At 63.6% G+C, this 19,768-nt stretch carries 19 protein-coding genes and 1 pseudogene; 10 read left to right on the top strand and 10 right to left on the bottom strand.

Annotation, left to right across the window (positions count from 1 at the left end):
- Window positions 1-132: 132 nt before the first annotated feature.
- Window positions 133-651, bottom strand: a complete 519-nt coding sequence (locus HG549_RS08710; RefSeq protein WP_011531920.1) for an Hcp family type VI secretion system effector — start codon at window positions 649-651, stop codon at window positions 133-135.
- Between the two features lie 419 nt (window positions 652-1,070).
- Window positions 1,071-1,196: pseudogene (locus HG549_RS26245) on the bottom strand (site-specific integrase); the annotation flags it as partial.
- 246 nt (window positions 1,197-1,442) lie between these two features.
- On the opposite strand from HG549_RS26245, the gene dusA reads away from it, so the two are divergent.
- The 3 genes from dusA to HG549_RS08695 all read left to right on the top strand — a co-directional run bounded on the left by dusA (window position 1,443) and on the right by HG549_RS08695 (window position 5,787).
- A complete protein-coding gene (dusA, locus tag HG549_RS08705) occupies window positions 1,443-2,420 on the top strand; it encodes a tRNA dihydrouridine(20/20a) synthase DusA (RefSeq protein WP_170029118.1) in 978 nt (325 codons plus the stop codon).
- 383 nt (window positions 2,421-2,803) lie between these two features.
- Window positions 2,804-3,730 (top strand): transaldolase, encoded by a 927-nt coding sequence (gene tal / locus HG549_RS08700; RefSeq protein WP_170029117.1) that lies wholly within the window; start codon window positions 2,804-2,806, stop codon window positions 3,728-3,730.
- Between the two features lie 206 nt (window positions 3,731-3,936).
- Window positions 3,937-5,787, top strand: a complete 1,851-nt coding sequence (locus HG549_RS08695) for an alkaline phosphatase D family protein (RefSeq protein ID WP_170029116.1) — start codon at window positions 3,937-3,939, stop codon at window positions 5,785-5,787.
- Between the two features lie 138 nt (window positions 5,788-5,925).
- On the opposite strand, the gene rssC is transcribed toward HG549_RS08695, so the two are convergent.
- On the bottom strand, window positions 5,926-6,408 hold the full coding sequence (gene rssC, locus HG549_RS08690) for an anti-sigma factor antagonist RssC (protein ID WP_051098867.1): 483 nt from the start codon (window positions 6,406-6,408) through the stop codon (window positions 5,926-5,928).
- Window positions 6,405-7,589, bottom strand: a complete 1,185-nt coding sequence (gene rssB, locus HG549_RS08685) for a two-component system response regulator RssB (RefSeq protein WP_170029115.1) — start codon at window positions 7,587-7,589, stop codon at window positions 6,405-6,407. The genes rssC and rssB overlap by 4 nt, the downstream gene beginning before the upstream one ends.
- Window positions 7,590-7,869: 280 nt before the next feature.
- Here rssB and HG549_RS08680 point away from each other — a divergent pair, with 280 nt between their 5' ends.
- Window positions 7,870-8,169: a PilZ domain-containing protein gene (locus HG549_RS08680; RefSeq protein WP_170029114.1), complete on the top strand. Its 300-nt coding sequence runs from the start codon at window positions 7,870-7,872 to the stop codon at window positions 8,167-8,169.
- Between the two features lie 184 nt (window positions 8,170-8,353).
- On the opposite strand, the gene HG549_RS08675 is transcribed toward HG549_RS08680, so the two are convergent.
- Window positions 8,354-9,061 (bottom strand): VacJ family lipoprotein, encoded by a 708-nt coding sequence (locus tag HG549_RS08675; RefSeq protein ID WP_170029113.1) that lies wholly within the window; start codon window positions 9,059-9,061, stop codon window positions 8,354-8,356.
- Between the two features lie 197 nt (window positions 9,062-9,258).
- Here HG549_RS08675 and HG549_RS08670 point away from each other — a divergent pair, with 197 nt between their 5' ends.
- Complete coding sequence (locus HG549_RS08670) at window positions 9,259-9,822, top strand: phosphonoacetaldehyde phosphonohydrolase-related protein (protein WP_170029112.1); 564 nt, start codon at window positions 9,259-9,261, stop codon at window positions 9,820-9,822.
- A 122-nt stretch (window positions 9,823-9,944) separates the two neighbouring features.
- Entirely contained in the window at window positions 9,945-10,208 is a 264-nt protein-coding gene (locus HG549_RS08665) for a DUF4404 family protein (RefSeq protein ID WP_015269548.1), read from the top strand.
- 135 nt (window positions 10,209-10,343) lie between these two features.
- On the opposite strand, the gene queF is transcribed toward HG549_RS08665, so the two are convergent.
- Window positions 10,344-11,174: an NADPH-dependent 7-cyano-7-deazaguanine reductase QueF gene (queF, locus tag HG549_RS08660; protein WP_170029111.1), complete on the bottom strand. Its 831-nt coding sequence runs from the start codon at window positions 11,172-11,174 to the stop codon at window positions 10,344-10,346.
- A gap of 175 nt (window positions 11,175-11,349) precedes the next feature.
- On the opposite strand from queF, the gene cinR reads away from it, so the two are divergent.
- Window positions 11,350-12,030 (top strand): two-component system response regulator CinR, encoded by a 681-nt coding sequence (gene cinR, locus HG549_RS08655; RefSeq protein ID WP_170029110.1) that lies wholly within the window; start codon window positions 11,350-11,352, stop codon window positions 12,028-12,030.
- Entirely contained in the window at window positions 12,027-13,379 is a 1,353-nt protein-coding gene (locus HG549_RS08650; RefSeq protein ID WP_170029109.1) for a heavy metal sensor histidine kinase, read from the top strand. Before cinR ends, HG549_RS08650 begins: the two co-directional genes overlap by 4 nt.
- Before the next feature lie 138 nt (window positions 13,380-13,517).
- Here the strand turns inward: HG549_RS08650 and HG549_RS08645 are convergent, their stop codons facing one another.
- From HG549_RS08645 to HG549_RS08635, 3 genes are read right to left on the bottom strand one after another with little or no spacing between them, the layout of a single operon-like run.
- Window positions 13,518-14,759, bottom strand: a complete 1,242-nt coding sequence (locus HG549_RS08645) for a lipoprotein-releasing ABC transporter permease subunit (protein WP_170029108.1) — start codon at window positions 14,757-14,759, stop codon at window positions 13,518-13,520.
- Window positions 14,760-14,819: 60 nt separating this feature from the next.
- A complete protein-coding gene (gene lolD, locus HG549_RS08640) occupies window positions 14,820-15,503 on the bottom strand; it encodes a lipoprotein-releasing ABC transporter ATP-binding protein LolD (RefSeq protein ID WP_170029107.1) in 684 nt (227 codons plus the stop codon).
- Between the two features lie 7 nt (window positions 15,504-15,510).
- Window positions 15,511-16,761 (bottom strand): lipoprotein-releasing ABC transporter permease subunit, encoded by a 1,251-nt coding sequence (locus HG549_RS08635; protein WP_170029106.1) that lies wholly within the window; start codon window positions 16,759-16,761, stop codon window positions 15,511-15,513.
- Window positions 16,762-16,854: 93 nt separating this feature from the next.
- On the opposite strand from HG549_RS08635, the gene HG549_RS08630 reads away from it, so the two are divergent.
- Window positions 16,855-17,439, top strand: a complete 585-nt coding sequence (locus tag HG549_RS08630) for a PilZ domain-containing protein (RefSeq protein WP_170029105.1) — start codon at window positions 16,855-16,857, stop codon at window positions 17,437-17,439.
- Window positions 17,440-17,470: 31 nt separating this feature from the next.
- The gene (locus HG549_RS08625; protein ID WP_170029104.1) at window positions 17,471-18,193 is read left to right on the top strand and encodes a glycerophosphodiester phosphodiesterase; all 723 of its coding nucleotides are present in this window, start codon (window positions 17,471-17,473) and stop codon (window positions 18,191-18,193) included.
- 42 nt (window positions 18,194-18,235) lie between these two features.
- Here HG549_RS08625 and sthA read toward each other — a convergent pair whose 3' ends face one another.
- A complete protein-coding gene (gene sthA, locus HG549_RS08620) occupies window positions 18,236-19,630 on the bottom strand; it encodes a Si-specific NAD(P)(+) transhydrogenase (RefSeq protein WP_170029103.1) in 1,395 nt (464 codons plus the stop codon).
- Window positions 19,631-19,768: the final 138 nt, after the last annotated feature.

Raw genomic sequence — 19,768 nt, 5'->3', positions numbered from 1 at the left:
CAACCAGGGCCTCACAGGTGCGGCACGTTGCAACCGATGCAGGAGCGGATTCATCCGCGATGCGCCGCGCGGGCGGCGCTCGATCTCATGGGCGATGCAACGCTGGCGTCGATCACCCAGAGACCCCGAGCCTTAGCCGGCGACCGGTGCGCGCCAGTCGTCAGAACCGGAAGTACCGGACACTTCGTGGGTCCAGGTGATCTTGCGGTAGGTGAAATACACGTCTTCCAGGTGGGTGAAGTGGGCGTTGGCCGGGTCCTGGCAGTTGTGCATGTAGTCCTTGATGTCGACGATGATCGCGTCTTCCAGGACGGTGGTGTAGTAGTGCTCCTGGGTGCCCTGGGCCGAGGTGCGGTACCACTTGATCTCGACCTTGGTCATGCGCTCGCCCGAGGTCAGGGCGGCCAGCAGCAGCGGCGAAGCCTTGTCGAAGACCTTGGTGATCTTCACCGGCTTGTGCACGCGCTGACCCGTCGGCTGGCCGGACTGTGGATCACGCGGGATGATCACTTCGTGTTCGAAGCCCTGGACCATGACCTGGTCTTCGTGACCTTCCTGGTAGGTGTTGCCTACCGAGTCGGCGGTGAACGCGCCAGCGGTGATCAGGCCTTGTTTTTCGCCGGTGACGGCCATGTAGGCGGGAGTTGCCATGAGTGATGCTCTCCATGCTTGAGAAAGTCGCCCGGTGGCAGGAAATTGCCAGGCGGGGGACATCTCCTTATACAAGCCCCGTGCCAGGTATTTTTTATCCTTTTAAATCAATAGTTTAAAAATGCTACACACTCATTTGGATAGTTTTTCAGCTACCTGCTATCCAAAAGTTGCGCAACTTTTTGCGCAGTACTGGCAAAAAGTTGCGCAGTTGGCTGTACATGGCAGCTGCTAAGGCCTGCGAGGAACTATCCACATACTTATCCACATTCAACTGCGCAACTTCTTGCGCAGTTGACTTTATAGTCAACAAAGTGAATCGCATCTCGAATGTAACCGTATAAGGGAGTGGAACGGAGCGTCGACTGGCATGCTGGAACCATACCCGCGCTACGCCAATCGACAACGGGTAGCGCAGAGATCGCGAACGCGATCACTTTAGGCATCTGGATTACGCTCGGTCGCCGCTGCAGCATCTCGAAGAAGTGCTCCAGCACCTCATCGAGTTTCTCCAACGTTGGCCGCCGACCTCGCTCACGTGTTTGCGGGCGAACATCTGGCTCTATTGGTAGACTGTCACCTTATCGCGGTTGATGCGGATCTGAGCTGTGTAGCTGATGGTGCCGTCGGCCTTCTTGCGGGGTCTAAACGTTGCCATGAGAATTGGTACACGTCCTGATTCGCTTGGTACATGTACCAAGCGCTTTGTATAAATGCCCCAAAACCCCCGAAAATCGGTACAGAACACGTTGAACGAAATGACCGCAAAATCAGGCTCTAAGCCAGAAACCATGCGCCCTGAGCCCTCCCGTCGCTTCAGCGTTGCCCCCATGATGGACTGGACCGACCGCCACTGCCGGTTCTTCCTGCGCCTGCTTTCCAGGCAAACCCTGCTCTACACCGAAATGGTCACCACCGGCGCCCTGCTGCACAACGACGCCCACCGATTCCTCCGCCACGATGCCTCCGAGCACCCGTTGGCCCTGCAACTGGGCGGCAGCGTGCCAGCCGACTTGGCCGCGTGTGCCCGCCTGGCCGAAGAAGCCGGCTACGACGAGGTCAACCTCAACGTCGGTTGCCCCAGCGACCGGGTGCAGAACAACATGATCGGCGCCTGCCTGATGGCCCACCCGGCGCTGGTGGCCGATTGCGTGAAGGCCATGCGCGATGCCGTGTCGACTCCGGTGACGGTCAAGCACCGCATCGGTATCAATGGCCGTGACAGCTACGCCGAGTTGTGCGACTTCGTCGGCCAGGTGCGCGAGGCCGGTTGCCGCAGTTTTACCGTGCATGCGCGGATCGCGATCCTGGAAGGGTTGTCGCCGAAGGAAAACCGTGAGATCCCGCCGCTGCGCTATGACGTGGCAGCGCAGTTGAAGGCGGACTTCCCGGACCTGGAGATCGTGCTCAATGGCGGCATCAAGACCCTGGCCGAATGCCAGGCGCACCTGCAGACCTTCGACGGCGTGATGCTCGGGCGCGAGGCGTACCATAACCCCTACTTGCTGGCCGAGGTGGACCAGCAGCTGTTTGGCAGCGAAGCGCCGGTGGTCAGCCGTAGTGAGGCGCTGGCGCAGTTGCGCCCTTATATCGTCGCGCACATGCAGGCGGGTGGGGCCATGCATCACGTTACCCGGCACATCCTGGGGTTGGCCCAAGGGTTCAAAGGCGCCCGAAGGTTCCGTCAGTTGCTGTCGGCGGACATCCACAAGGCGGCGGAGCCGCTGGCGGTGTTCGACCAGGCGGTGGAGCTGCTGCAGGGGCGCTGAGCAATTTACCCCTGAAGCAGGTGGCGTGTGGCTGGCACCGGCTTCGCCGGTGATCGCGGCTGAAGCCGCTCCTACAAGTACGACTATAACTGTAGGAGCGGATTTATCCGCGATGCAGGCGCCGCGATGGTTGCCATCGGCCGAGCCCATGTTCGCGGGCATACCCACTGCCACAAAGAGTGTGCAACCTGTGGATCCCGAGCAAGACACTTACGCCAGCCAGTAGATCTGCCGTCAGGCAACCCGCTGCGGAACCTCAGGCCAGCTTGCGACTCGAATCTTCACCTTTCACACAGCCCTTCCGGGCAAGCCCGTGCCCAGGCCCTTGAGCGGCCGTCGGGGCTCGGGTAATGTCGAGTCATTGCACAGGACAGAGCACGCCCATGACCTCCAAGCTGGAACAACTCAAGCAGTTCACCACCGTGGTCGCCGACACCGGGGACCTGGACGCCATCACCCGGCTGAAACCGGTCGATGCCACCACCAACCCGTCGCTGTTGCTCAAAGCCGCTGCCATCCCTGGTTATGCCGACCTGCTCAAGCAGGTGAAAGCCGACGCCAAGGGCGATGTCGACCTGGCCTGCGACCGCTTCGCGGTGGCCGTGGGTTCGGGCATCCTCAAGGTCATCCCCGGGCGAATTTCCACCGAGGTGGATGCCCGCCTGTCGTTCGATGAGCCAGCCCTGCTGGCAAAAGCCCGCAAGCTGATCGAACTGTACGAGGCCGCCGGCGTGGGCCGCAACCGCGTGCTGATCAAGCTGGCTTCTACCTGGGAAGGCATCCGCGCCGCCGAGAAGCTGGAGAAGGAAGGCATCCAGACCAACCTTACCCTGCTGTTCTCATTCGCCCAGGCCCAGGCCTGCGCCGATGCCGGGGTGTTCCTGATTTCACCCTTCGTGGGGCGTATCTACGACTGGTACAAGAAAAGCACCGGCCAGGACTACGTCGGCGCCGAGGACCCAGGCGTGCAGTCGGTCACGCGCATCTACAACTACTACAAGGCCAATGGCTACGACACCGTGGTCATGGGTGCCAGCTTCCGCAATATCGGCCAGATCGAGCAACTGGCCGGCTGCGACCGCCTGACCATCAGCCCCGAGCTGCTGCAGCAACTGAGCGAAGACCAGGGCGATCTGCCACGGGTACTGCAACCGGGCAAGGCCGGCGAGGCCAAGCAGCAGCTGAACGAAAGCCAGTTCCGCTGGGCGATGAACGAGGATGCCATGGGTACCGAGAAACTGGCCGAGGGTATTCGCCAGTTCGCGCGGGACCAGGAGAAGCTGGAGAAGTTGATGGCTGAAAAGGCCTGATACATTTCGGGTTTGCCTGACGGGCGGGAAGTGTTCAGCATTTTTCGCCCGTTTTGTTTTACCGAGTCATAGTTGTGTATTTGTTTCTCGGACCTCTTCGCGGGCACGCCCGCTCCCACAGGGATCTCCACAGTGCTTGAAAGCGCCGCCATACCTATGGGAGCGGGCGTGCCCGCGAAAGGGCCCGCATAGCCCCCGAGCTGTCGATGACCTCCCCTACCCCATTGCCCCTCGTACTCGCCGGCCCGGTACTGCGCCGCCTGGAACCCCAGCGCCTGGCCATCTGGCTGGTCGCCACGCAACCACTGCAACCCGAATTCATCTTTCCGGCAAGCGAGGCCCGGGTCGATTGCCAGGTGGTCGCGGTGGGCCAGCACGCCTTCATCCACCTGCTGGATATCCACTTCGTCCAGCCACTGCCCTGCAACCAACTGCTCGACTATGACCTGCTCATCAATGGTCAGGGCATCGCCGACTGGGCGCCACACTTGCTCTACACCGGCACCCAGCGCCCAAGCCTGGTACTGCGCGATCGGCTCGACCACCTGTTGCATGGTTCCTGTCGCAAGCCGCATTTCCCGGCCGCCGATGGCCTGCTGTGCGCCGACCGCCTGCTGCAGGCCTGCGAAAAACCCGCAGAACGCCCCGCCGTGCTGCTGATGACCGGCGACCAGGTGTACGCCGACGATGTGGCTGGCCCGATGCTACGCGCCATCCATGTTCTGATCGCGCGCCTGGGCCTGTTCGACGAAACCCTCGATGGCGCGGTAGTCGCCGACAGCCAGGCGCTGTACCGGCACCCTGCCTGCTACTACCACCGCGCCGACCTGCTGCCGGCCCAGCCGCGCAACGAAACCCTGCGCGAGCGCTTTTTCGGCGGCAAGCGCAAGCCGATCTTCTCGTCGAGTAACGCCGATAACCACCTGGTGACCTTCGCCGAGGTCATGGCCATGTACCTGCTGGTGTGGTCCCCCGTGCCCTGGCAACTGGTGAACCTGGACATGCCCAGCGGGCTCAGCGCACCGCGCCAGGCCCGCTACCAGCAGGAGCTGCCGCTGATCCAGGCGTTTGCCGACAAGCTTGGCCAGGTTGCACGGGTCATGGCCCACCTGCCCTGCCTGATGATCTTCGACGACCACGACATCACCGACGACTGGAACCTGTCGGCGCAATGGGAGGCAACCGCCTATGGCCACCCCTTCTCGCGGCGGATCATCGGCAACGCCCTGCTCGGCTACCTGCTGTGCCAGGCCTGGGGTAACGACCCGGACGCTTGCCAGGCACTGATCGGCCAATGCCAGGCGCTCGGCAGCCAGCCCCAGGACGAGCTGATCGGGGAACTGCTGCGCTTCCAGGGCTGGCAGTTCAGCCTGCCCAGCAACCCGCCCTTGCTGGTGCTGGACACCCGCACCCGCCGCTGGCGCAGCGAGAGCAGCCTGGCCAAGCCGTCCGGCCTGCTGGACTGGGAGGCGCTGAGCGAACTGCAGCTCGCGCTGCTCGACCACCCGTCGGCAATCATCGTGTCGCCTGCACCGATCTTTGGCGTGAAGCTGATCGAGACGGTGCAGAAGGTATTCAGCTGGTTGGGCTACCCGCTGCTGGTGGATGCCGAGAACTGGATGGCCCATCGCGGTGCGGCGCAGGTCATCCTCAACATCTTCCGCCACTCCCGCACCCCGGGGCACTACGTAGTGTTGTCCGGGGACGTGCATTACTCGTTCGTCTATGAAGTGCTGATCCGCCACCGCCAGCGCAGCCCGCATTTGTGGCAGGTGACCAGCAGCGGGATCAAGAACGAATTCCCGCGGCGTTTACTCGACGTGCTCGACCGGCTCAACCGCTGGCTATACGCGCCGCGCTCGCCGCTCAACTGGTTCACCAAGCGTCGCGAGATGGAGGTGGTGCCGCGTACGCCCAGCCATAGCAAGGCCGGCGAGCGGTTGTGGAATGGCGCGGGCCTGGGGCAGGTTTTCTTCGATGAACAGGGGCGGCCGGCACGGGTCTACCAGCTGGATGCGGATGGGGGTGAGGCGACCGAGTTTATTGGCAGAACATAGCCAGGCATAGTAACCGTGTTGCCTGTGCCCGCCCTTTCGCGGGCACGCCCGCTCCCACACGAATCCCTGTGAGCCAGCGGGCAACCTGGTAGCTGTGGGAGCGGGTTTACCCGCTAAGTCGCCGGCGCAGGCTGACGATCAGGTCCGCTCCAGCGCACTGACCAGGTCATGGAAGGCTTCGCGGTTGGAATCGTTCAGGCCCATGAGGATCTTGTGCGCCTCCAGTACCTTGGAGCGCACCACGTCCTCATTCTGGTCCTGCGATGGCAGGTCGGTCAGGCACTCCGGGCATGGAATCGGACGATCGACGATGTTGAACACCTGATCGAAGCCCATCGACTGCAACAACCGGGAAATGTCCGGATTGGTAGTGACCACGGTCGGCAGCAGCCCTACCTTCTGCCGCGACAGGATCGACAGTTTGGCCAGCAGGCCCAGGGTGGTGCTGTCGATGCTCTCGGTTTCGGTCAGGTCGATGACAATCGCCGAGAAGTTCAACGCGGTGAAGATCTTCTCGATCGTCGCATCCAGCGCCGAACACAGGGTCAGACGCACTTCACCGACGAATTTCAGTACAAAGGTACCGCTCTGCTCGGCGAACTGAATTCTACCGGTACTCATTGAAGGTTCCTGCTCAACACCAATAGGGCGATATCATCCGGCATCTCCCCAAGCGTAGCCAATCCAAAACGTTGACGCAGCCCATCCAGGCTGCCACCTGCTGCCCTGACGATTTCCGGCAGGGCGGTTTCTTTATCTTTGAGCGTGTCACCCGGCAAAAGGTCCAGAATGCCATCGGACATCAGCGTGAGGCTGAACCGCGGCGGCAGTTCCACCACCAGGTCCTGGTAGTTGGCCTCGTCGAACAACCCCACTGGCAGGCCGCGGCCTTCCAGGTAACGGGTATGCTCAGGAGTATGCAGCACCGGCAACGGCAGATGGCCGCCTACGGCGTAGGTCAGCAGGCCGGTGTCCTCGTCGATCACCCCGCCGACCATGGTCACGTGCTTGCCCAGCTTGCAGTTGATCAGCCCGCGGTTGATGTGGCTGAGTACCTGCGAAGGTTTGAATTCGCGCATCTTGCCGCTGCGCTTGAATTCGAACAACAAGCGCGTGGTCATGAACTTCAGCAGCACGGTGACGAACGCCGACGAGGCGCCATGCCCGGACACATCGGCCAGGTAGAAGGCGATGCGCCGTTCGTCCACGCGGAAATAATCGGCAAAGTCACCCGACAGGTACAGCGACGGGATGATCTGGTGCTCGAAGGCGAACTCGCCGGCCACCCAGGGGCTTTCCGGCAGCATGTTCATCTGCACCTGGCGACCGGCTGTCTGGTCCTCCTGCAACAAGTGCAGGCTGGCCTCCAGCTCGCGGTTGGCGGCTTCGAGCTTGTCGCGGTAGCGCTGGTTTTCCAGCACCAGGCGCGAACGGTCGAGCGCCCGGCGCACCGAATGCTCGAGCACGGCCAGGTCTTCCAGCGGCTTGATCAGGTAGTCGGCCGCGCCCAGGCGCAACGCTTCCACCGCATCGCTCATGACGCCGGCACCGGACACCACGATCACCGGTAACTGCGGCGCGCGCTCGCTGACCTGGCGAATCAGCTCGAGGCCGCCCATCTGCGGCATGCGCAGATCGCAGATCACGAGGTCGGGCTGGTGTTCTTCGAAGACCTGAAGCCCCTGCTGGCCATTGCCGGCCTGGAGGACGCTGAAACCGCTGTCTTCAAGATAGGCGGCGAGGCTTGCACGGACCACGTCGTCGTCATCGATGATCAGCAGCGTTGCACTGGTTTTCTGCATGTGGGCGAACGGCGCCGATTGGGGTTGGTGCAGCGGGGTCGGCAAGGCAGACGGCCAGCTACGGGAATTCTCTATGGTCACACTCTACTTGAGTTGTAGGACAAGAACACCTGCCAGGCAACTGTCCGGCAACTGTGAGAGCGACCTTGTAAGGCGCAGACGGTACTCCCATCCGGCAGGCGTTTCAAGCATGCAAGGGTCGACCTCGCCGCACTTTACAGCGCAAATCACCGGGAGTTATAAGAAAGTCGTCCAGCGTAACCGACAGGAAGCATGCCGCATGTCCCACACGCCCTCCAGCCATGCCGAGAAACGCGACTTCATCCGCATGCGCATCGATGCCGAGGTCAGCCTGCTGCATGAAGGCCAGGTAATTGCCGCCGTGTGCCTGGACCTGTCCAGCAGCGGCATGCAGGTACAGGCCGCGCAGCACTTCCAGGTGGGGGACCGAATCGAGGTGCGGATCGAATCCGAGCATCCGGCGTTGAAGGGGCTGCATGCCAGCACCGAAGTGGTGTGGATTGCCGACCAGCCGGGTGGCCAACAGAAGTTCGGCCTGCGGATTCTGGCCATGCATTGATTGCCCTGCCTGGCGCCCCTTGTAGGAGCGGCCTGGTGTCGCGATGGGCTGCGCAGCAGCCCCGGGTTTCAGCTTTGCTGCATGAATCGCCGGGGCTGCTGCGCAGCCCATCGCGACACCAGGCCGCTCCTACACGGGGAATCGCGCAGGAAGGGCAATCGCGCAGGATCAGCCAGGCAGCAGATCAGAAGTCGTCTTCGACCTCGCCATCCTTGACCTTGAACTCGCGGTTCTGCAGGTAGGCATTGCGAATGAAGATGTACTTGTCACCCTGGATCAGCTTCTCGGCCGAGAGCAGGTCGGCGCGGGTGTCGATCACGTCCAGGGCGAAGATCGAGTTGCGCGTCGGCACATGGTCGATGTAGCGGTAGGGTTCGGTGTAGGTGTCCGGGTACTTGGCCACGCCGTCACGCACGGTGCTCGGCCCCAGCAGCGGGATGACCACGTACGGGCCACTCGGCACGCCCCAGTAGCCGAGGGTCTGGCCGAAGTCTTCGTCGTTGCGCTGCAAACCCATCCGGGTGCCGACGTCGAAGAAGCCGCCCAGGCCGAAGGTGGTGTTGACGATCAGTCGCGCCGTGTCCACGCCCGCCGCATGTGGCTTGAACTGCAACAGGTCGTTGGCCAGGTTGGTCACATCACCGAGGTTGCGGAAGATGTTGTGGATGCCATCTTCGAGGAACTGCGGGGTTACCGCCTGGTAGCCCTTGGCCAGAGGCTTGAGGGCATAGGTGTCAAGCGTATCGTTGAAGCGGAAGATCGGGCGGTTGACCGCTTCCCAGGGATCTTCCTCGGTGGCGGCCTGGGTAGCTGCCACGGGCGCCAGCAGCATGCTGGCGCAGACACAGGCCTGGGTGACACGTTCGATCACACTGGCACCGATCCTACGCATAGGTGTTTCTCCATCGGATTTCTCGGTCGCAAGCGCAACGGGGCGCTGCTGTACCGCGGCAGTATAGAGACTTGCGGGCTGATAAGCAGCTTTACACAACGTTGCTCAATAATTTGTGAACAACTGTTGCGCCATACCCGCTGTCACAGGGCGGTAACAATCGCCGAATAGCCTGCGGACTATTTGGGGACGTTGCCATGGACGCTGCACCCGCCTTCACCGCTGTGCTGTTCGGCTTGCGTGGCTGCCTGGTGCAAACCGCCGATGGCGCGCCCTCGCCCGCCCCTGGCGCGCTGGCCAGCCTGGCCAGCCTGCGCCAGCGCCAGGTGCCGTGCATCTGGCTGGATGAGCTCGACGCCAACCAGAACCAGCGCCTGGCCCAGGTACTGCCCGACTGGCTGCCAGGGCATACCGTGCAGGGCACACGCTGGCCGGCGCCGAACGCCTGCTGGCAGGCGCTGATGACGCTGGGCAGCGCACGCCTGGATGGCTGCGTGCTGGTCAGCGGCGAGCCGCGGCTGCTGCAGTCTGGCCTCAATGCGGGGCTGTGGACGGTGGGGCTGGCCGCTTGCAGCCCGTTCTGCGACCCCAGCTCGCGGCACTGGCAGGCCATGACCGCACAGCAACAGGACCTGGCCCGGGGCAAGGCGACGCTGGAACTGTTCAGCCTGGGTGTGCATTCGGTGATCGACCACCTCGAAGCGCTGGACACCTGCCTGCTGGACATCGCCCAGCGGCGGCGCAAGGGCGAAAAACCCTGATACAGCAGCGTTGACACGGATCATGCAAAGCTGCGGCAGGTGGATTACGCTGAACACAAGCCAGAACCTTTGCCGCTTCGCTGAGGTCCATGGCTTGCCAAGCCATTGATGGAGAACTACCAATGCCTGCCCGCGAATTGCAAGAGCGCCTGAACAGCTTGCGCGAGCAACTGGACCGCAACGTGCCGCTTTCTGACGAAGAACTGGCCGCGCTGCATGAAGAAGCGCGCCAGATCGAGGCGCAACTGAAACTTGAAGAAGCCACCCCAGACCATAACCTGGTAGACGGCGTGAACCTGGCGATCGAACGCTTCGAGGCCGACCACCCCGACCTCACCGCCACCCTGCGCAGCATTGCCAACTCGCTGCACAGTATGGGCATCTGAAAAAGCGGGGGTGCTTTGCCCCCCCCCCTTTCACCGGCACGCCAGCTCCGACCTCGACCGCATCGGCCTCGGGCCATCTGCAATACCTGCAGGAGCTGGCGTGCCGGCGATGGGCCGCAAAGCGGCCCCGATACCTTACTGGCGAACCAGGCGCTGGTTCTGCGGGCTGATCGCGCGGGTGCTGCGGTACGGGTTGATGTCCAGCCCTCCGCGGCGCACATAGCGCGCATACACCGTCAGAAACTCCGGCTGCAGCAGGTTCTTCAGGTCGAGGTAGATCCGTTCCACGCACTGCTCATGGAAGTCGGCATGCTGGCGGAAGCTGACCAGGTAGGTCAGCAGGCTGGCAGGGTCCAGCGCCGGGCCCTTGTAGTCGACCACCACGCTGCCCCAGTCCGGCTGGCCGGTGACCGGGCAATTGGATTTCAGCAGGTGGCTGTGCAGGGTTTCTTCCACCACCTGATCCGGGTTGCAGCGCAGCAGTTCGGGCTGCGGCTGCTGGTAGTTGCTGATGGCAACGTCGAGCGCATCGATGCACTGCCCCGGCAAGGCCACCACGCCCTGCGCCTCGACTTCGGCCAGGCTGCGCAGCTGCACGCCAACCGGCTTGCCGGCCGCGGCGGACAAGTCTTTTTCCAGGCAGGCCTGCAGCTCGCCAGACGAGGCGAACACGGTCTGGTTCAGCGAATTGAGGTACAGCTTGAACGACTTCGACTCGATGATGTTCGGCGAATCGGCCGGGATGGCGAACTCGCCGATCGCCACCACCGGCTTGCCCGAGGGCAGCAGCCAGCTCAGCTCGAAGCAGTTCCAGTAATCCACACCCTGCCAGGGCAAGGTCTGGGCGGTGACCCCCAGTTCGGCCCATTTCGCGGTACGCGGGATCGGGAACAGCAGCTGCGGGGAATAGGTGGCGATGTATTCGCTGGACTTGCCCAGCGGGGAATGTTCGGCAGCGGGATGCATGGAAACTGACCTGAAGGTTCGAAATTGTGCCTAGTCTACCGGTTTTGCGCCCTGCCTTGGAGCGCAAGTCACCAGGCGGTTACCGGGGAATTACAACTTTGTCAGTTTGGCCGAGCGGCTGCATCGTCACGTATCATCTCGGCCAAAGCCCTGCGCTACCTGGAGCCATGCCCCAATGAAACTGCTGATCGTCGAAGACCAGGCCCGCACCGGCCAGTACCTGTGCCAGGGCCTGAACGAAGCCGGCTTCGCCACCGAGCTGGCCAACGACGGCGAGACCGGCCAGTTCCTGGCGCTGACCGGCGACCACGACCTGCTGATCCTCGACGTGATGCTGCCCGGGCGGGACGGCTGGCAGATTCTCCAGGCCGTGCGCCAGGCCGGCCTGGATACACCGGTGCTGTTCCTCACCGCCCGCGACGCGGTCGAGGACCGGGTCCACGGGCTGGAGCTGGGCGCCGACGATTACCTGGTCAAGCCGTTCGCCTTCTCCGAACTGCTGGCACGCGTGCGCAGCCTGTTGCGCCGAGGCACCAGCCCCAGCCAGGACACCACCCTCGGCCTGGCCGACCTGCGCCTGGACCTGATCCGCCGGCGCGCCGAGCGTGCCGGCCAGCGCATCGACCTGACCGCCAAGGAGTTCGCCCTGCTCGAACTGCTGCTGCGCCGCCAGGGCGAGGTGCTGCCCAAATCGCTGATCGCCTCGCAGGTGTGGGACATGAATTTCGACAGCGACACCAATGTGATCGAGGTCGCGATCCGCCGCCTGCGGCTGAAGATCGACGACCCGCACCCCAACAAGCTGATCCACACCGTGCGCGGCATGGGCTACGTCCTCGAAGAGCGCGAGGAATGATGCGCCGGGTTTCCCTTGGCAGCCGCCTGGCCCTGCTGTTCGCCGCCTGCACTGCCGCCGTCTCGCTCGGCGCAGGCCTGATATTCAGCCGGGCCAGTGCGCAGCACTTCGTCGAACTGGACCAGCAACTGCTCGACTCGCGCCTGTCGCTGTTCCGTTCCCAGCTGGCCGGCCTCAGCAGCGCGGCCGAACTGCAGGCGCGCCTGCCAGCGCTGCGCGATGAACTCGGCCACCAGGCCGACCTGGCCCTGCGCATCAGTGGCAGCGACGGTGCCACCTGGTTCGAAAGCCGCACGGGCCTGCCCCAGGCACCGCTGCCCGGTGGGCTGGCGACCTTGCATGAGCAAGGCACGGACTACCGCAGCCTGGCCGTGTACCTGGTACAAGACGCCGCGCAGTCGCCGCAACTGGCCCTGTACCTCGATATCACCCACCACCAGCACTTCCTGCAGGGCATGCAGCGCCTGATCTGGTTGACGGTCGGCCTATCGGCGCTGGCCACCGCGCTGCTCGGCGCCTGGGCCGCACGCCGCGGGCTGCGCCCGTTGCGGCAGATGGGCCAGGTAGCCGCCAGCGTGTCGGCACGTTCGTTGACCACCCGCCTGCCGGTGGCGCAGATGCCCGAAGAGCTGGCCGAGCTGGCCAGCGCCATGAACGCCATGCTGCAGCGTCTGGACGATGCCTTCCAGCGTCTGTCGGCATTCTCTGCCGACATCGCCCACGAGCTGCGCACACCGCTGTCCAACCTGCTGACCCATACCCAGGTCACCCTCACCCGCCCGCGCAGCCTCGAGGAATACCGCGAGGCCCTGCATGGCAACCTGGAAGAACTGCAGCGGATGGCGCAGATGATCAACGACATGCTGTTCCTGGCCAAGGCCGACCATGGCCTGCTGGTACCGGGGCGAGCGCCGCTGGCGCTGCATGAGGAAGTGGATGCGCTGCTGGAGTACTACGCCCCATTGGCCGAGGACAGCAACGTACAGCTGTCGCGCGAGGGTGAGGCCTGCCTGCAGGGCGACCGGCACATGCTGCGCCGAGCGCTGTCCAACCTGCTCGACAATGCCTTGCGCTTTACCCCTGCGGGAGGGCAGATACAGGTGACGCTGGCGCCTGGGCCGACGCTGTGCGTGGCAAATACCGGAGGGACCATCGACCCGGCCGCATTACCGCGCTTGTTCGACCGCTTCTACCGGGTGGACCCGGCGCGGCGCGAAGGCACTAGCGAGCATGCGGGGTTGGGGCTGGCGATTACCCGGTCGATCGTGCAGGCCCATGGCGGGCGCATTCGGGCAGAGTGTGTGGATGGTTGGACGCGGTTCGTGATCGAGTTTACCGAAGATCGGTGAACCGGGGGCTGCTTTGCAGCCCATCGCGACACAAGGCCGCTCCTACAGGGGACAGCGATCAGGTTGGGCTCAAACCCTTGTAGCAGCGGCCTTGTGTCGCGATGGGGCGCAAAGCGCCCGCAAAATCTCAAGCAGACATCAGACAGCCAGGCCAATCGCCGGCTGCACCTGCGATGCCCGATAAGCCGGGTAGATGGTCGCCAGGAAGCTCATCACCAACCCGGCCGTGCAGATGATCGCCACATCGCCCCACTGCAACTGCGATGGCAGGCTGCTGATGAAGTACACATCCGAAGTAAAGATGTGCTGCCCGCTCACCCGCTCCAGCCAGCCGACGATCTGGCTGACATTGAACGCTGCAATCACCCCCAGCACGCCGCCAATCAGCGTACCGACGATGCCGATCAGGCTGCCCTGGACCATGAACGTGCCCATGATCTGCGCCGGCGTGGCACCGAGGGTGCGCAGGATGGCGATGTCGGGGCCCTTGTCGTTCACCACCATCACCAGGGTGGCGATGATGTTGAACGCGGCCACCGCGATGATCATCATCAACAGCAGGCCGATCATGGTTTTTTCCATCTTCATGGCGCTGAACAGGCTGCCCTGGGTATGCGACCAGTCATCGGCACGGTAGGCATCGCCCAGCCTGGCAGCGATGGCCTTGGACACCTGCGGCGCGGCATACAGGTCGTGCAGCTTCAGGCGCACGCCCTGCACCTGGCCCGGCGCCCAGCGCTGCATGGCGCCGGCATCGGCCACATGGATGTAGGCCTGCGAGCCGTCCAGCTCGGCACCCACCTTGAAGATGCCGACCACGGTCAGGCGCTGCATGCGCGGTGTGATACCGCCGGGTTCCTTGCTGATTTCCGGCACGATCAGGGTCAGCTTGTCACCGGTGTTGAGGCGGAAGCGGCGTGCGGTCAGCTCGCCGATGACCACACCGAACTCGCCCGGCTGCAGGTCCTGCAGGCGGCCCTGGACGATGTGCTGACCGACGATCGAGACCTTGCCCTCCTCGGCCGGGTCGATGCCGCCGACCTGGATCGGCTGCATCGCCCCCTTGTACGACAGCATGCCTTCCATTTCGGTAATCGGCGCTGCTGCCATCACTGCCGGGTCCTGCAGGGCCGCATCGGCCACCTTGTGCCAGTCATCCAGTGGCTGCGCGCCGAGGATGGCGGCGTGCGGTACCAGGCCGAGAATGCGCGAGCTCATTTCGCGCTGGAAACCGTTCATCACCGACAGCACCACGATCATCGCCAGTACGCCCAGCGACAGGCCGATCATCGAGGTCATCGAGATGAACGAGATGAAGTGGTTGCGGCGCTTGGCTCGGGTGTAGCGCGCGCCGATGAAGATGGGCAAGGGTCTGAACATGTACGGAAACACCCAATGAAAACAGGAAAACGGGGCAGCGCGGCCACCCCGTGCAGTCGATCAGATCGCCACCAGGTGACCGTCGTCGAGCTTCAGCACGCGGTCCATCTGGCGTGCCAGGTTGAGGTCGTGGGTCACCACCAGGAACGCGGTGCGCGAGGCACTGGACAGTTCCTGCATCAACTCCTGGATGCCCTGCGCGGTGTGGTGATCGAGGTTGCCGGTCGGCTCGTCGAGCATCACCAGGCCGGGGCGGTTGACCAGCGCCCGGGCAATCGCCACCCGCTGGCGCTCGCCGCCGGACAGCTCGGCCGGCTTGTGGTTGTAGCGGTGGGCCAGGCCGACCCGCTTGAGCAGCGCCTCGGCACGCTCACGGGCCTCGGGGATCGGTGTGCGGCCGATCAGCAACGGCATGCACACGTTTTCGATCGCCGTGAACTCCGGCAGCAGGTGGTGGAACTGGTAGACAAAGCCCAGCTCCCGGTTGCGCAGCAGGCCGCGCGCCCGCTCGCCCAGCGCCGACAGCTCCTCGCCGGCCAGCCAGACGCTGCCCTGGGTCGGCCGGTCGAGGCCGCCCAGCAGGTTGAGCAAGGTACTCTTGCCGGAGCCCGAACTGCCGACGATGGCCACGCGCTCACCGGCGTGCAGCTCGAGGTTGAGCCCGGACAGTACCTGCACCGACTCCGGGCCCTCGTCGTAGGACTTGCCCAGGTTGCGGCAACTCAGAACGGCTTTATCACTCATGCGCGACTCACTCATAACGTAGCGCCTCTGCAGGCTGGGTGCGCGCCGCACGCCAGGCCGGGTACAGGGTGGCGAAGAAACTCAGGACCAGCGCCGCAGCACAGACCATGTACACGTCCTGGGCCTGGATCTGCGACGGCAGGTAATCGATGAAGTACACGTCGGCATTGAGGAACTTGTGCCCGATCAGTTTCTCGATGCCGGCGATCACCGCGCTGACGTTCAGCGCGGCGACGATCCCGACCACGGCGCCGATCAGGGTACCGATCACCCCGATCACCGTGCCCTGGACCATGAAGATGAGCATGATCTGCCCGGGCGTGGCGCCCAGGGTGCGCAGGATGGCGATGTCGCCGCGCTTGTCGTTGACCACCATGACCAAGGTGGAAATGATGTTGAATGCCGCCACGGCCACGATCAGCAGCAACAGCAGGCCGATCATGGCCTTTTCCATGCGGATCGCCTGGTACAGGTTGCCGTGGGTGCGGGTCCAGTCACGGCTGTAGAACTCCTGGTCACCCAGGCGCTGGGCGATATCCCAGGCCACTCGCGGCGCCTGGAACAGGTCGTCGAACTTCAGGCGCAGGCCCTGCACCTGGTCGGGTTTCCAGCGGTGCAGGCGGGACAGGTCGCTGATGTTGGTCAGGCCCAGGTAGCCATCGATCTCGCCCGCCCCGACGTGGAAGGTACCGACCACGGTGAAGCGCTTCATGCGCGGGAACATGCCGGCCGGGGTCACGCTGACCTCGGGGGCGACGAAGGTCAGCTTGTCGCCAATCGACACCCCCAGCTTGGCCGCGGCCTTGTCGCCGATCATGATGCCCCACTCGCCCGGCGCCAGCTGGTCGAGGCGGCCCTGCAGGACGAACCTGTCGATGATCGACACCTCGCGCTCGCGGGCTGGGTCGATACCGTTGAGCAGCACCTTTTGCACCTTGCCGTCATGGGTCAGCAGGCCCTGCATCTGGGTGAACGGCGCAACCGCCAGCACCTGCGGATTCTGCTTTACTTGTTGGGCAAGGGCCGGCCAGTCGGCTATGGGCTGGCCGCTCTCCAGCGTGGCATGCGGGATCATGCCCAGCACGCGGGTGCGCATCTCGTGGTCGAAACCGTTCATCACCGAGAGCACCACGATCATCACCACCACGCCCAGGGCGAGGCCGATCATCGAGGTCAGGGAAATGAACGAGACGAAGTGATTGCGACGTTTGGCACGGGTATAACGCGTGCCGATGAATGCGAAAAGAGGTCTGAACATGTCGGGGCTTGTTCGGATGAAAGGGAACGTCCTTGTGGCGAGGCGCCTACGGCGGCTTTACACTCGGACCACCGCCGCTACCTTGGGTTCGCCATGACGACATTAGACGAAGAAGATCGCCGCGAATACTACCGCATCGAAGATCAGATCGCACTTCAAATCAGCCCCCTCAGCGCGGCCGAAGCCCTTGACCCAGATGTGTTGCAAGATGATTCGCCGCTGTTCAACCTGCTCAGCGAGCTGCACCTGTCCGACTTCGAGTCGCAGCACCTGCTGCGTCAGCTGAGCGAAAAGGACCGCACCCTCGCCGCGTTCCTGCGCGCGCAGAACAAACGCCTCGACCTGCTCAGCGCGGTGGTTGCCCAGACCCTGATCGGCGAAGTGGGCCAGCCCCAGCCGGTGGTCATTTCCGAGGGTGGCATCGAATTCACCCAAGCCACGCGGCTGGCCCCCGGGACCCGGGTGAAGGTGAAGATGGTGCTGATGCCGCGCGCCCATGGCCTGCTGCTGCGCGGCAAGGTCAGCCATTGCGACCCGCGCCCGGAGGGCGGCTTCGAGGTCGGCACCGAATTCACCGACATGAGCGACGCCCAGCGTCAACTGCTGGCGCGCTACATCCTGCAGCGTCAGCAACAACAACGGCGCCAGCAGCTGGAACAGAACGACCCCGCCTCCTGAGCCCATTTTTCCCTGATTTGAAGGAACGAACGTGACCCTGATCTACGGCCATCGCGGCGCCAAGGGCGAAGCGCCCGAGAATACCCTGAAGAGCTTCCAGCAATGCCTGGCCCACGGCGTGACCCGCTGCGAGCTGGACCTGCACCTGTCGGCCGACAACGAGCTGATGGTGATTCACGACCCCACCCTCAAACGCACCACCGGCAAGCGCGGCAAGGTGGTCGAACACACCGCCGCCGACCTGGTCCGGATCGACGCCCGCAAGGGCGGCCCGGGCCACGTCCAGCCCTGCCCCATCCCGCGGCTGGAAGAACTGTTCCAGAAATGCCCGTTCGAGCACTGGCAGCTGGAAGTGAAAAGCGCTTCACGCACCCGCGCGGCTACTACCGTGCTGGCGATCCGTGAACTGGCCCAGCAGTACGGCCTGCTGGACAAGGTGACCATCACCTCCAGCTCGCGCGAAGTGCTGGGTGCCGCACAGGAACTGGTGCCGGATGTGAAACGCGGGCTGGTGGCCGAATACGCCTGGCTCGACCCGTTGAAGGTGGCGCAGAACTACGGCTGTGACCTGCTGGCATTGAACTGGACACTGTGCACGCCGGAGCGCCTGTTGAAAGCGCAGAGCCAGGGGTTGCACGTGTCGGTGTGGACGGTCAACGAACCGGCACTGATGCGCCGGCTCGCTGACTTTGGCGTGGACAGCCTGATTACAGACTTTCCCGGTTTGGCCAAGACCACCCTCGGGCAGGGTTGAAATCGGTCTCTCCGACCGGCTCAGGCCACCGGTCGGAGCCGCTCAAAAAAGCCGGTTCAGGCCGTCGTAGGCAGCTACCCGATAGGCTTCGGCCATGGTCGGGTAGTTGAACGTGGTGTTGACGAAGTACTTCAGGTTGTTCAGCTCGCCCGGCTGGTTCATCACCGCCTGGCCGATGTGGACGATTTCCGAAGCCTGGTAGCCGAAGCAGTGCACGCCCAGCACTTCCAGTGTTTCGCGATGGAACAGGATCTTCAGCATGCCTTGCGGCTCACCGGCAATCTGCGCACGGGCCATGCTCTTGAAGAAGGCCTTGCCCACTTCGTACGGCACCTTGGCCTGGGTCAGCTCCTGCTCGTTCTTGCCGATCGAGCTGATCTCGGGAATGGTGTAGATGCCGGTCGGCACGTCGTTGACGAAACGCCAGCTGCCATTGTCGACGATGCTGCCCGCGGCCGAGCGGCCCTGGTCGTGGGCGGCACTGGCCAGGCTTGGCCAGCCGATCACGTCACCGGCACCGTAGATGTTCGGCACGCTGGTGCGGTAGCTCTCGTCGACCTCGATCTGGCCGCGACTGTTGACCTTGATGCCGATGTTTTCCAGGCCCAGCTTGTCGGTGTTGCCGGTACGGCCGTTGCACCACAGCAAGGCGTCGGCCTTGATCTTCTTGCCCGACTTCAGGTGCAGGATCACACCGTTGTCCAGGCCTTCGACACGCTCGTAGTCTTCGTTGTGGCGCACGGTGATGTTGTTGTTGCTGAAGTGGTAGCTCAGCGCCTGGGAAATTTCCGAATCGAGGAAACTCAACAACTGGCCGCGGTTGTCCACCAGCTCCACCAGCACGCCCAGGCCGCTGAAGATCGAGGCGTATTCGCAACCGATCACGCCGGCGCCGTACACGATCAACTTGCGCGGGGTGTGGCTGAGGCTGAGGATGGTGTCGCTGTCGTAGACGCGCGGGTGGTTGAAGTCGATGTCGGCCGGGCGGTAGGGGCGCGAGCCGGTGGCGATGATGATGTGCTTGGCGTTGAGCTTTTCCACCACGCCGTTCGGGCACACCACTTCGATGGTCTGCTCGTCGGCGAAGCTGCCGGTACCGACGAACACATCGACGCGGTTACGGGCGTAATAGCCGGTGCGCGATGCCACCTGCTTGGCAATGACCTTCTCGGCGCTCTTCAGCACGTCGGGGAACGAGAACCAGCGCGGCTCGCCGATGGCTCGGAACATCGGGTTGGTGTTGAACTGCATGATCTGCCGCACCGAGTGACGCAGTGCCTTGGACGGGATGGTACCCAGGTGGGTGCAGTTGCCCCCGACCTGGCGACGGCTGTCGACCATCGCCACCTTGCGCCCTGCTTTGGCGGCGTTCATTGCCGCGCCTTCCCCGGCCGGGCCGGAACCCAGCACCACTACGTCGTAGTTGTAGACAGCCATGCGTACTCCTTCAGAACTGGCCCGCAAGCCACGGTCGCTCGCGGGGCGCGATCATGCCGCCGGGGCGCCATGAGAAAATTCGGGTGCAGTCTAATCAAGCGTGAACGCCGCGCACATTAACCCTTGGTCGCGTCGTAG

This window comes from Pseudomonas sp. SK, from assembly GCF_012975065.1.
Lineage (GTDB): Bacteria > Pseudomonadota > Gammaproteobacteria > Pseudomonadales > Pseudomonadaceae > Aquipseudomonas > Aquipseudomonas anuradhapurensis.
Note: the sequence above shows the minus strand (reverse complement) of the source record. Positions and strands in the feature narration are given on the sequence as shown.